The sequence below is a fragment of the Serratia sp. YC16 genome (genome assembly GCF_009707615.1).
Taxonomy (GTDB): domain Bacteria; phylum Pseudomonadota; class Gammaproteobacteria; order Enterobacterales; family Enterobacteriaceae; genus Serratia; species Serratia surfactantfaciens.
Genome location: NZ_WLYN01000003.1, coordinates 16,204 through 28,382, shown reverse-complemented (window position 1 = coordinate 28,382; position 12,179 = coordinate 16,204). Strand labels below are relative to the sequence as shown.

11 protein-coding genes and 4 tRNA genes are annotated in these 12,179 nt (G+C 57.3%); 13 read left to right on the top strand and 2 right to left on the bottom strand.

Annotated elements, in window-relative coordinates:
* Window positions 1-233 precede the first annotated feature (233 nt).
* From pncC to luxS, 13 genes are all read left to right on the top strand, one after another.
* A complete protein-coding gene (gene pncC / locus GKN89_RS12050) occupies window positions 234-722 on the top strand; it encodes a nicotinamide-nucleotide amidase (RefSeq protein ID WP_019455129.1) in 489 nt (162 codons plus the stop codon).
* Window positions 723-833: 111 nt separating this feature from the next.
* A complete protein-coding gene (gene recA, locus GKN89_RS12045; RefSeq protein WP_004932541.1) occupies window positions 834-1,898 on the top strand; it encodes a recombinase RecA in 1,065 nt (354 codons plus the stop codon).
* Between the two features lie 60 nt (window positions 1,899-1,958).
* Window positions 1,959-2,471, top strand: a complete 513-nt coding sequence (recX, locus tag GKN89_RS12040; RefSeq protein WP_154747086.1) for a recombination regulator RecX — start codon at window positions 1,959-1,961, stop codon at window positions 2,469-2,471.
* A gap of 133 nt (window positions 2,472-2,604) precedes the next feature.
* Window positions 2,605-5,232 carry an alanine--tRNA ligase gene (gene alaS, locus GKN89_RS12035; protein WP_154747085.1) on the top strand — a complete coding sequence of 876 codons (2,628 nt, stop codon included), beginning with the start codon at window positions 2,605-2,607 and terminating at the stop codon, window positions 5,230-5,232.
* 252 nt (window positions 5,233-5,484) lie between these two features.
* On the top strand, window positions 5,485-5,670 hold the full coding sequence (gene csrA, locus GKN89_RS12030; protein ID WP_004091602.1) for a carbon storage regulator CsrA: 186 nt from the start codon (window positions 5,485-5,487) through the stop codon (window positions 5,668-5,670).
* A 310-nt stretch (window positions 5,671-5,980) separates the two neighbouring features.
* Window positions 5,981-6,073 (top strand) — tRNA-Ser (locus GKN89_RS12025).
* A 3-nt stretch (window positions 6,074-6,076) separates the two neighbouring features.
* Window positions 6,077-6,153: transfer RNA gene (locus GKN89_RS12020), tRNA-Arg, on the top strand.
* 61 nt (window positions 6,154-6,214) lie between these two features.
* A tRNA-Arg gene (locus tag GKN89_RS12015) sits at window positions 6,215-6,291 on the top strand.
* A gap of 52 nt (window positions 6,292-6,343) precedes the next feature.
* Window positions 6,344-6,420: transfer RNA gene (locus GKN89_RS12010), tRNA-Arg, on the top strand.
* Between the two features lie 178 nt (window positions 6,421-6,598).
* Window positions 6,599-7,165, top strand: coding sequence for a fructose-1-phosphate/6-phosphogluconate phosphatase (gene yqaB / locus GKN89_RS12005; protein WP_154747084.1), 567 nt, complete (start codon window positions 6,599-6,601; stop codon window positions 7,163-7,165).
* Entirely contained in the window at window positions 7,162-7,590 is a 429-nt protein-coding gene (locus tag GKN89_RS12000) for a YqaA family protein (RefSeq protein WP_025159656.1), read from the top strand. The genes yqaB and GKN89_RS12000 overlap by 4 nt, the downstream gene beginning before the upstream one ends.
* A gap of 82 nt (window positions 7,591-7,672) precedes the next feature.
* Window positions 7,673-9,235, top strand: coding sequence for a glutamate--cysteine ligase (gene gshA / locus GKN89_RS11995; protein WP_025159657.1), 1,563 nt, complete (start codon window positions 7,673-7,675; stop codon window positions 9,233-9,235).
* A gap of 166 nt (window positions 9,236-9,401) precedes the next feature.
* Complete coding sequence (gene luxS / locus GKN89_RS11990; protein ID WP_019455133.1) at window positions 9,402-9,917, top strand: S-ribosylhomocysteine lyase; 516 nt, start codon at window positions 9,402-9,404, stop codon at window positions 9,915-9,917.
* Between the two features lie 66 nt (window positions 9,918-9,983).
* On the opposite strand, the gene GKN89_RS11985 is transcribed toward luxS, so the two are convergent.
* Together GKN89_RS11985 and GKN89_RS11980 are read right to left on the bottom strand one after the other, a co-directional pair.
* Window positions 9,984-11,273 (bottom strand): HlyC/CorC family transporter, encoded by a 1,290-nt coding sequence (locus tag GKN89_RS11985; protein ID WP_019455134.1) that lies wholly within the window; start codon window positions 11,271-11,273, stop codon window positions 9,984-9,986.
* A 40-nt stretch (window positions 11,274-11,313) separates the two neighbouring features.
* A complete protein-coding gene (locus GKN89_RS11980) occupies window positions 11,314-12,105 on the bottom strand; it encodes an inner membrane protein YpjD (protein WP_004932506.1) in 792 nt (263 codons plus the stop codon).
* Between the last annotated feature and the right edge of the window lie 74 nt (window positions 12,106-12,179).

Below are 12,179 nucleotides of genomic sequence, written 5' to 3'. Positions count from 1 at the left end.
TAATCTCTTCGGGTGCGCCCTGAGGCCGCCGCCGCAGCGCGCCGCCTCCGTGATGTTCCTTGTGCTGGTGCGCCGCCGCTCGATGGGGCGCTTCTTTTGATACTAGCAGCTTGACCGGGCGCTTAAAACCGCACCGCCTGCGAGGCGCTGCGCATTTCCACGCGCCGGCCGCCGCGCCGCCTTGATAAATGCTACTATCGGGCGCATATACCTGAATTCGCGAAGGAGGGGTTATGAGTGAAAACCAACTGCGCCGGCTCAGCGTGCTGGCGGGGGAGAAACTGAAGGCGCAGAACCGCTGGATCACCTGCGCGGAATCCTGCACCGGCGGCGGTATCGCCAAGGCCATTACCGACATCGCCGGCAGCTCTGCCTATTTCGATCGCGGTTTCGTCACCTACAGTAATGCGGCGAAGCATGACCTGCTGGGGGTGAGCGAAGCCACGTTGACGGCGCACGGCGCGGTCAGTGCAGAGGTGGTGCGCGAGATGGCGATAGGGGCGCTGCGTGCGGCGCGGGCCGATCTGGCGCTGTCGGTGAGCGGCATCGCCGGCCCGGACGGCGGCAGCGAGGAAAAGCCGGTTGGCACCGTGTGGTTCGGCTTCGCCAACAGCGATGGCCGGGGGCTGGTGCGCAAGATGCAATTCAAGGGCGACCGCGATGCGGTGCGGCTGCAGGCGACGATCTTCGCGCTGCAAACCGCCATTGACGAATTTTTGTAAATTAGGCTTGATACTGTATGACCATACAGTATAATTAGTGACATTTCCTGCACAACATACATTCAGTGGCAGTGTGGGGTAACACCGGCATTGCGAAACGAAGGAGCAAAAATGGCTATTGATGAGAACAAGCAAAAGGCGTTAGCTGCGGCACTGGGCCAGATTGAGAAACAGTTCGGCAAAGGCTCCATCATGCGTCTGGGTGAAGACCGCTCCATGGACGTGGAAACGATCTCCACCGGCTCACTGTCACTCGATATCGCCCTGGGCGCCGGCGGCCTGCCGATGGGCCGCATCGTAGAAATCTACGGCCCGGAATCGTCCGGTAAAACCACGTTGACGCTGCAGGTGATCGCCGCTGCGCAGCGCGAAGGCAAAACCTGTGCGTTCATCGACGCCGAGCACGCGCTGGATCCTATCTATGCGAAAAAGCTGGGCGTCGATATCGACAACCTGCTGTGCTCTCAGCCGGACACCGGCGAGCAGGCGCTGGAAATCTGTGATGCTCTGACCCGCTCCGGTGCGGTTGACGTTATCATCGTCGACTCCGTGGCGGCGCTGACGCCGAAGGCGGAAATCGAAGGTGAAATCGGCGATTCGCACATGGGCCTGGCGGCGCGCATGATGAGCCAGGCGATGCGTAAGCTGGCCGGCAACCTGAAAAACGCCAACACCCTGCTGATCTTCATCAACCAGATCCGTATGAAAATCGGCGTGATGTTCGGCAACCCGGAAACCACGACCGGCGGTAACGCCCTGAAGTTCTATGCTTCGGTGCGTCTGGATATCCGCCGCATCGGCGCCATCAAAGAGGGCGATGAAGTGGTGGGTAGCGAAACCCGCGTGAAAGTGGTGAAGAACAAAATCGCTGCGCCATTCAAGCAGGCTGAGTTCCAAATCATGTACGGCGAAGGCATCAACAGCCGCGGCGAGCTGGTCGATCTTGGCGTTAAGCACAAGATGATCGAAAAAGCCGGCGCCTGGTACAGCTATAACGGCGAGAAGATCGGTCAGGGCAAGGCGAACGCCTGTAACTTCCTGAAAGAAAACCCAGCGATCGCCGCCGAGCTGGACAAGAAGCTGCGCGACCTGCTGCTGCACAGCGGCGGTGAACTGGTGGCCGCTTCCGGTGACGACTTCGAAGACGACGAAGCGGAAACCAGCGAGCAGTTCTAATCGCTGAAGGTATGCGCCGCCGCTTGTGTGGCGCATATCCCATAAATTCAGGCTTGAATGATGAATGATTTGCTAAGCCGCGCCATGCGCCTGCTGTCGCAACGCGATCATAGTGAAGCTGAACTGCGCCGCAAACTTGCGGCGCAGCCGTTTGTGGCGAAAGCCCGTTTTGGTGGCAAGGGGCCACATGCGCCGGCATCATCGTCGGTGGCTGAAGAGCCGGTGGATCCTGCGCAGATCGAGCAGGTTATCGCCTACTGTTACCAGCATAACTGGCTGGACGATCGGCGTTTCGCCCACAGTTACATCGGTAGCCGCAGCCGCAAGGGTTATGGCGCGCAGCGTATCCGCAGCGAACTGATGCAAAAGGGCGTGGATAAAGCGCTGGTGCAGAACGCGCTGGCGGAATGCGACATCGACTGGTGTGAACAGGCTAAACAGGTGGCGCAGCGAAAATTTGGCGATGTGTTGCCAACCGACTGGAAAGAGAAAGCCAAAGTGCAGCGTTATCTGCTCTATCGCGGCTTCTTCCAGGAAGAAATTCAGTCAATTTACCGTGATTTTGCGCAATGAGCGCACACGGGGTTTTACTTCCCTCTGAAGAAAATTTATCTTATCCCCACTTTTTGTTCGTGAGCTGGTTGTCATCGTCGGGATGACGCGTCGCCGGCTCACGTGTCGTTATTCTAGCCTTTCCAGGAAAATTATGAGCAAGAGCACCGCTGAGATCCGTCAAGCGTTTCTCGATTTCTTTCATAGTAAGGGTCACCAGGTTGTAGCAAGCAGCTCCCTGGTGCCTAACAATGATCCGACATTGCTGTTTACCAATGCCGGCATGAACCAATTTAAGGATGTTTTCCTGGGGCTCGACAAACGCGCCTATTCCCGCGCCACCACCTCGCAGCGCTGCGTGCGCGCAGGCGGCAAGCATAACGACCTGGAAAACGTCGGTTATACCGCTCGTCACCACACCTTCTTTGAAATGCTGGGCAACTTCAGCTTCGGCGATTACTTCAAGCACGACGCTATCAGCTACGCGTGGGAACTGCTGACCGGTGAAAACTGGTTCAACCTGCCGAAAGAAAGACTGTGGGTCACCGTATATGAAACCGATGACGAAGCCTTCGACATCTGGCAGAAGCAAATCGGCGTTCCGGCCGAGCGCATTATCCGCATCGGCGACAACAAGGGCGCGCCTTTCGCTTCCGATAACTTCTGGCAGATGGGCGACACCGGCCCATGCGGCCCGTGCACCGAGATTTTCTACGATCACGGCGATCACATCTGGGGCGGCCCTCCAGGCAGCCCGGAAGAAGACGGCGACCGTTACATAGAGATCTGGAACATCGTTTTCATGCAGTTCAACCGTCAGTCCGACGGCACCATGCTGCCGCTGCCGAAACCTTCGGTGGATACCGGCATGGGTCTGGAGCGCATCGCGGCGGTGTTGCAGCATGTGAACTCCAACTATGAGATCGACCTGTTCCGCACCCTGATCGCCGCCGTAGCGAAAGTGACCGGCGCGACCGATCTGGACAACAAATCCCTGCGCGTTATCGCCGACCACATCCGTTCTTGCGCCTTCCTGGTGTCGGACGGCGTGATCCCGTCTAACGAAAACCGCGGCTACGTGCTGCGTCGCATCATTCGTCGCGCGATCCGTCATGGCAACATGTTGGGCGCGAAAGACACCTTCTTCTACAAGCTGGTGGCACCGCTGATCGAAGTGATGGGCCCGGCGGCCGACGAGCTGAAACGCCAGCAATCGTTGGTGGAGCAGGTGCTGAAAACCGAAGAAGAGCAGTTTGCCCGCACGCTGGAGCGTGGCCTGGCGCTGCTGGACGAAGAGCTGGCCAAGCTGCAGGGCGATACCCTGGACGGCGAAACCGCTTTCCGTCTGTACGACACCTACGGCTTCCCGGTCGATCTGACCGCTGACGTTTGCCGCGAGCGCGGTCTGAAAGTCGACGAAGCAGGCTTTGAAGAGGCGATGGAAGCGCAGCGCCGCCGCGCGCGTGAGTCCAGCGGTTTCGGTGCCGACTACAACAGCCTGATCCGCGTGGACGGCAGCAGCCAGTTCAGCGGCTACGATCACGACGAGCAGCAGGCGACGGTCATCGCACTGTTCCGCGACGGCCAGTCGGTCGATCAGATCAGCGCCGGCGAAGAGGCGGTGGTGGTGCTGGATGAGACGCCATTTTACGGTGAGTCCGGTGGCCAGGTCGGCGATAAAGGCGTGCTGAAAGCCGCCGGCGCAGAATTTGTGGTCAACGACACCCAGAAATACGGCCAGGCTATCGGCCATCAAGGCAAGCTGGCGCAAGGTTCGCTGAAGCTGAACGATCGCGTTGACGCGCAGATCGATACCGAGCGTCGCAACAGCATCCGTCTGAACCACTCCGCAACCCACCTGTTGCACGCCGCGCTGCGCCAAACGTTGGGCGACCACGTTGCGCAGAAAGGCTCGCTGGTTAACGACAAATACCTGCGTTTCGACTTCTCGCATTTCGAAGCGATGAAACCAGAGCAAATCCGCGCGGTGGAAGATCTGGTGAACCAGCAGGTGCGCCGCAACCTGCCGGTACAGACCGAGCTGATGGCGTTGGAAGATGCCAAAGAGAAGGGCGCGATGGCGCTGTTCGGCGAGAAGTACGATGACAACGTGCGCGTGCTGACCATGGGCGACTTCTCCACCGAACTGTGCGGCGGTACCCATGCCAGCCGCACCGGCGATATTGGCCTGTTCCGCATTCTGAGCGAGTCGGGCACTGCGGCGGGCATCCGTCGTATCGAAGCGGTGACCGGCGCAGGAGCTATCGCCACGCTGCACCAGCAAAGCGATTTGTTGCAAGACGTTGCGCAGCTGGTCAAGGGCGACAGCAACAACCTGACCGATAAAGTGCGCTCGGTGCTCGATCGCACCCGCGCGCTGGAAAAAGAACTGCAGCAGTTGAAAGATCAGCAGGCGGCGCAGGAAAGCGCGTCGCTGTCCAGCCAGGCGAAAGTGGTTAACGGCGTGAAGCTGTTGGTCAGCCAGTTGGATAATGTCGAAGCCAAAATGCTGCGCACCATGGTGGATGACCTGAAAAATCAATTGGGTTCGGCCATCATCGTGTTGGCAACGACGGCTGACGACAAAGTCAGCCTGGTCGCAGGCGTGACCAAGGATCTGACTGACCGCGTAAAAGCCGGCGAGTTGATCGGCAACGTGGCGCAGAAGGTGGGCGGCAAGGGCGGTGGCCGCCCAGATATGGCGATGGCGGGGGGGACGGATATCAACGCCCTGCCAGCGGCGTTAAACAGCGTAGAAGCCTGGGTGGCCTCGAAGCTGTGAACATAAATAAATAGTACGGACAAACGCCATAATACTTTGTTGATTATGGCGTTTTCATACTGTGCTAACACAATTTAGTTACAATTGCGGGAACAAAGTTTTTCAGGTCGGCTAAACTTACCATTATCTGAGGTGGGACCAAGTCTGCTTACACTTATTGTGGATTGCGCGGCTTACGTTTTCACCACATATGATGGATAATGACGGGGAAACTGAGAGACCCGACTCTTTTAATCTTTCAAGGAGCAAAGAATGTTAATTCTGACTCGTCGAGTTGGTGAAACCCTCATGATTGGCGATGAGGTTACGGTCACTGTGCTAGGGGTAAAAGGCAACCAGGTGCGTATTGGTGTGAACGCCCCCAAAGAGGTTTCGGTTCACCGTGAAGAAATCTATCAGCGCATTCAGGCAGAGAAGTCTCAGCAGACGACTTACTGATTCCGAAGCAGCGTCTCGTTGCCAGACGAGACGCTACTGCATCGTTTTAGCCACTTCTTTCGTTCTCCCCTCTTTTTTTCGTGATTATTTTCCCGGTTAGTTTCCTGCTTTGTTGCGACAAACGCTGCGGTTGCCTGTTGATAAAACGCCCTTTTTGCCGTGAAATCGCCCATGTTGGGTGTGAATTGTGCAAACGCGCATGAGTTGGGAAAAATTGTTTGACTTAAAAGTCGGAGAAAGTAATATGTGCGCCACGCAGTGCCGATGAGCTTCTCTAAAGCAAGTTAGGCACAATTCGAAAGAAGCGTATGGTGAGGTGGCCGAGAGGCTGAAGGCGCTCCCCTGCTAAGGGAGTATGCGGTCAAAAGCTGCATCCGGGGTTCGAATCCCCGCCTCACCGCCATTTGCATCCATAGCTCAGCTGGATAGAGTACTCGGCTACGAACCGAGCGGTCGGAGGTTCGAATCCTCCTGGATGCACCATATTTTGCAGTATGGTGGGGTAGTAACAACATACCATACGGTATCAAAAAAGAATTCATGTGCATCCATAGCTCAGCTGGATAGAGTACTCGGCTACGAACCGAGCGGTCGGAGGTTCGAATCCTCCTGGATGCACCATTCTTTCCGTCATGCTTCGTTAGTGAAGCAGGCGAGCAGTAAAAATAGACATGCATCCATAGCTCAGCTGGATAGAGTACTCGGCTACGAACCGAGCGGTCGGAGGTTCGAATCCTCCTGGATGCACCATCTAAGAGAAACCCGCTTCGGCGGGTTTTTCGCTTTTCAGCATTCAGCCATTCTCTCTTCACTCCTTTCCTTCTTTGCACCCGAACGCTCACAGCACATTCCGCTATGACGCAGTCAGCGACAACCCAACGGCTTTACGCTAAAGTAGTTTTCTTTCCTCAACGATCATGGAGTAACGATGTACGACCGCTATCAGGGTCTTATTTTCGACATGGACGGCACGATTCTGGACACCGAGCCAACGCACCGTAAAGCGTGGAGTGAAGTGCTGTCCCGTTATGGCATGACGTTTGATGAAGCGGCGATGGTGTCGCTGAGCGGTTCACCAACCTGGCGCATCGCTCAGGCGATTATCGCCAGCCATCAGGCCGATCTCGATCCCCATCACCTGGCCGCGGAGAAAACCCGCGCGGTGGAGGCGATGCTGTTGGACAGCGTGCGCCCGTTGCCGCTGATCGAGGTGGTAAAATCCTATCACGGTCGCCGTCCGATGGCGGTCGGTACCGGCAGTGAGCACCGCATGGCGGAAATGCTGCTGCGTCATCTCGGCCTGTTCAACTGCTTCGACGCGATCGTCGGGGCGGACGACGTACAGCGCCACAAACCGGAGCCGGACACCTTCCTGCGCTGCGCTGAACTTATCGGCGTGCCGCCGGAAAAGTGCGTGGTGTTTGAAGACGCCGAGTTCGGCATTCAGGCGGCAAAAAGCGCCGGTATGGACGTGGTAGACGTTCGCACGCTGTGAGTAGTACGCTAGCCGTAATATCGTTATTTGGCAGCAGCTTCCTCAGTGCGACGCTGCTGCCGGGAAATTCAGAAATCGTTCTGGTCGCTTTGCTGACCCAGAGTCGCGTCTCGCCGGAATTGCTGGTGCTGGCCGCGACCCTGGGCAACACGCTGGGCGGCTTGACCAATGTCATTATCGGGCGCCTGTTACCGGCGTTGAAACCACAGCGGGGGCTGGCAACGGCGCTCGGGTGGCTGCAACGCTTCGGCCCGGCTGCGCTGTTGCTCAGCTGGGTGCCGGTGGTGGGCGATTTGTTGTGCGTGTTGGCAGGTTGGCTGCGCATGCCCTGGGGCTCTGTCGCGCTGTTTCTGTGTATCGGAAAGGCGCTGCGTTACATCGTTTTGACTATGATAACGGTACAGGGCATCGCCTGGTGGCAGTAACCAAGTGAATATAACTCAATATTCTCTCGGGTGCGGATTCAGTATGCTTACGAGTTATTGTTTTTAGAAGCGGGAGGTCAATTTGATCCCGGACGTATCACAGGCGCTTTCTTGGTTGGAAGCCCATCCTCAGGCATTAAAAGGCATTCGTCGCGGCATCGAGCGTGAAACGCTGCGAGTCACGCCGAACGGCACCTTGGCGACTACCGGGCATCCGGAAAAGCTGGGGGCGGCATTGACGCACCACTGGATTACCACGGATTTCGCCGAGGCGCTGTTAGAGTTCATTACGCCGGTTGATGACAATATCGATCACCTGCTGACGTTCTTGCGCGATATTCATCGCTACGTGGCGCGCAATATTGGCGATGAACGCATGTGGCCGCTCAGCATGCCGTGCTTTATCGAAGCCGAACAGGATATCGAGCTGGCGCAGTTCGGTTCGTCGAACATCGGCCGCATGAAGACGCTGTACCGCGAAGGGCTGAAGAATCGCTATGGCGCGCTGATGCAGACTATTTCCGGCGTGCACTACAACTTCTCGCTGCCGCTGGAGTTTTGGCAGGCCTGGGCCGGCGTGCAGGATGCCGAAAGCGGTAAAGAGCAGATCTCGGCGGGCTATTTCCGCCTGATCCGCAACTACTACCGTTTCGGTTGGGTGATCCCATATCTGTTCGGCGCATCGCCGGCGATCTGTTCTTCGTTCCTCAAAGGGCGCGAGACCAATCTGCCGTTCGAGCGCACCGAACAGGGCATGTGCTACCTGCCATACGCCACCTCGTTGCGTTTGAGCGACCTGGGTTACACCAACAAATCGCAGAGTAATCTGGGCATTACCTTCAACGATCTGCACAGCTATGTGGCCGGTCTGAAGCGGGCGATCGCCACGCCTTCGGAAGAGTTCGCCAAGCTGGGCGTGAAAGAGGGCGATCGCTATCTGCAGCTGAACAGCAACGTGCTGCAAATCGAGAACGAGCTGTATGCGCCGATCCGGCCGAAGCGCGTGACCAAAAGCGGCGAGACGCCGTCGGACGCGTTGCTGCGCGGCGGCATCGAATACATCGAAGTGCGCTCGCTGGACATCAACCCGTTCTCGCCGATCGGCGTGGATGCGGTGCAGGCGCGTTTCCTGGATCTGTTCCTGGTGTGGTGCGCGCTGGCAGATGCGCCGGAGATGAGCAGCGATGAGCTGCTGTGCACGCGCAAAAACTGGAACCGAGTGATCCTGGAAGGGCGCAAGCCGGGCCAGACCATCGGCATCGGCTGTGGTGCCAGCCATGAGCCGCTGGAGAAAGTTGGCAAGGCGTTGTTCGCCGATCTGCGTCGGGTAGCGGAAGTGCTGGACGGCGAAGCCGGCAATCGTCAATACCAGCAGGTGTGCGATGAGTTGGTCGCCGCGTTCGACGATCCGGAACTGACTTTCTCCGCACGCATTCTGAAGGCGATGAAGGCGGAAGGCACTGGGCGCGTCGGTCTGCAGTTGGCTGAACGCTATCGCGAGATGCTGCTGGAAGAGCCGTTGGAAATTCTGAACGAAGCTGAGCTGGATAAAGAGCGCGAGGCTTCGTGGCAGCGCCAACGCGACATAGAAGCCAATGATACGCTAAGCTTTGAAGCGTTCCTGAAGCAAAACGGCGGAAGCTGAAAAAGAAAAAGGCCACATCAATGTGGCCAAATATGCATCTCTGATGACAGGGATGATGATAACAAATGCGCGTCTTTCACATACTCAGACTCGCAGGGTTGGAAAAGGTTTCCCGGTTAGGAAAAAAAGTTTCGAAATAAATGCTCTTTTACGAGGAGGTAGCGAAATGCCATTGCTGGATAGCTTTACCGTCGATCATACCCGTATGGCAGCTCCGGCTGTCCGCGTTGCAAAAACCATGAAAACGCCTCATGGCGATACCATCACGGTGTTTGACCTGCGCTTTTGCCGCCCGAACCTGGAAGTGATGCCCGAGCGCGGCATTCACACGCTGGAGCACCTGTTCGCCGGCTTTATGCGTGACCATCTGAACGGCCAGGGCGTGGAAATTATCGACATCTCTCCGATGGGCTGTCGCACCGGTTTCTACATGAGCCTGATCGGCGTGCCTGAAGAGCAGCGCGTTGCCGATGCCTGGAAAGCGGCGATGGCCGACGTGCTGAAAGTGACCGATCAGCGCAAGATCCCTGAGCTGAACGAGTATCAATGCGGCACTTACCATATGCACTCGCTGGAAGAAGCGCAGGAGATCGCCAAGCACATTCTGGATAACGATGTGGTGGTGAACCACAACGACGAGCTGGCGCTGCCGAAAGAGAAGCTGCAGGAACTGCATATCTAGTCGTACGTGGCCCGCAGAGATAAAAAAAGACGCGATTTCGCGTCTTTTTTACGTTCAGGCCGACGGTCAGTGATGACCGACGCTGGCCTGCAGCGAGGTGATTGGCGTGACCCGCACCTGTTTGATCATGTTGCCCTGTACGTCGAGAATGTCGATATCGTAATGGCCGATGCGCACTCGAGTGCCGGTTTCGGGGATCTCTTCCAGCTCTTCCAGCAGCATGCCGTTGACGGTGCGCGCCTCGTTGGCCGGCAGAGTCCAGTTGAAGGCCTTGTTCAGCTCGCGCACGTTGGCGGTACCGTCGATCAAGACCGAGCCGTCGCTCTGCGGCGTGACTTCTTCCGCCAGCGTCGGCGACATCGAGGTGGTGAAGTCGCCGACGATCTCTTCGAGGATGTCTTCCACCGTGACCAGCCCCTGAATGTCGCCGTACTCGTCGACCACGATGCCGACCTTCTCTTTGTTGCGCTGGAACTTCACCAGCTGCACGTTGAGCGGCGTGCCTTCCGGCACGAAGTAGATCTCATCGGCGGCACGCAGCAGGTTTTCTTTGTTGAACTCTTTTTTCTCGGTCATCAGACGGTAGGCTTCGCGCACGCGCAGCATGCCGATCGCATCGTCCAGAGAGCTGCGATACAGCACGATGCGGCCGTGCGGCGAGTGGGTCAGCTGACGCATGATCGACTTCCAGTCGTCGTTGACGTCGATGCCGACGATCTCGGTGCGCGGCACCATGATGTCGTTGACTGTCACCTTTTCCAGATCCAGCACCGAGATCAGCATGTCCTGATTGCGACGGGAGATCTGCGACTGGGATTCGCGCACGATGGTGCGCAGCTCATCTTTGCTGACGGCGTCGCTGATGCGCACATTGGTGCGAATGCCGAACAGACGTAGGGTCAGGCTGGTGATGCCGTTGAGCAGCCAGACCAGCGGGAACATCACCTTTTGCAACGGCGCCAGCAAGACGCTGCTGGGGAAGGCGATGCGTTCCGGGTAAAGCGCGGCGAAGGTTTTCGGCAGCACTTCAGCGAACAGCAACACGGCGAAGGTCAGCACACCGGTGGCGATCGCCACGCCGAGATCGCCATACAGCCGCATGCCGACGATGGTCGCCAGCGCCGAGGCGAGAATGTTGACCAGGTTGTTGCCGATCAGCACCAGACCGATCAGCCGATCCGGTTTTTGCAGCAGTTTCTCCACCCGACGCGCCGAGCGGTTGCCCTGTTTGGACAGATGACGCAGGCGATAACGATTGAGCGTCATCATGCCGGTTTCGGAGGCGGAGAAGTAAGCAGAGACCACGATCATGATCACCAGGATAATGATGAGGGTCCCCGTCGACACATGCTCCAATGCAGTATTCCTTATATAGGGAGAATTGAACCGGGCTGGCTTAGCGCACCATCACCTGCTGAATCAGACGGCTGCCGAAATAGGCGAGTGTCAACAGGAAGGCACCGGCGAAGCTGAACCAGACGACGCGGCGACCGCGCCAGCCCTCATGGTAGTGGCCCCACAACAGCACGATATACACGAACCAGGCCATGATCGACAGCACGGCTTTATGCACGTTCTCTTTACTGAACAGATTATCCATGTACAGCAGGCCGGTGCACAGGGTGAGCGTCAGCAGCACCACGCCGATCTGGGTGATATGGAACATTTTGCGCTCGATGCTCATCAGCGGCGGCATGTCGGCGCTGAAGGTCAATTTCTTGTTTTTCAACAGGTAGTCGAGCCAGGCGAGCTGCAAGGCATAGAGCGCGGCGATGATCAGAGTAGCGTAAGAGAACAACGCCAGGCCGATATGCACCATCAGTTCCGGGCTGGCTTCCAGATGAGTGATGAACTCGCCGGGCATGAAGCTGGCGAAGGCCAGGTTGATCATCGCGAAGCTGTAGACAATCGGCAGCAGGAACCAGCCGCGATCGCGCGAGGCGACGAAGGTCATCACCGAGCAGATGATCAGGCTGACGATAGAGCCAATGTTCAGCAGGCTGAGATTTTGCCCGGCGCTGACGTCAAAGATGCGCTGCTGCAGTGCGATGGCGTGGCAAATCAGTGCCACCACCGCCGAGACGAGGGCAAGCCGACGGTATGCGCTGTTCTTCCGCAACAAACTGGGAATGATCAGTCCAAGGCTGAGCAGGTAGGCCATCAAAGCCACAATGGAGAAAACTGGCATAGCGTTTAATTTTGCTTCGGCGTGGTTAATTGGAGTGTCAGTATAACGTTGCGCGCGTTTCACTCCAACCGATC

Excerpts from the sequence above, each read along its gene's own strand:
- recA (WP_004932541.1), top strand. The coding sequence starts at position 834 with ATGGCTATTGATGAGAACAAGCAAAAGGCGTTAGCTGCGGCACTGGGC.
- alaS (WP_154747085.1), top strand. The coding sequence starts at position 2,605 with ATGAGCAAGAGCACCGCTGAGATCCGTCAAGCGTTTCTCGATTTCTTT.
- GKN89_RS11980 (WP_004932506.1), bottom strand. The coding sequence starts at position 12,105 with ATGCCAGTTTTCTCCATTGTGGCTTTGATGGCCTACCTGCTCAGCCTT.
- pncC (WP_019455129.1), top strand. The coding sequence starts at position 234 with ATGAGTGAAAACCAACTGCGCCGGCTCAGCGTGCTGGCGGGGGAGAAA.
- luxS (WP_019455133.1), top strand. The coding sequence starts at position 9,402 with ATGCCATTGCTGGATAGCTTTACCGTCGATCATACCCGTATGGCAGCT.
- yqaB (WP_154747084.1), top strand. The coding sequence starts at position 6,599 with ATGTACGACCGCTATCAGGGTCTTATTTTCGACATGGACGGCACGATT.
- recX (WP_154747086.1), top strand. The coding sequence starts at position 1,959 with ATGAATGATTTGCTAAGCCGCGCCATGCGCCTGCTGTCGCAACGCGAT.
- csrA (WP_004091602.1), top strand. The coding sequence starts at position 5,485 with ATGTTAATTCTGACTCGTCGAGTTGGTGAAACCCTCATGATTGGCGAT.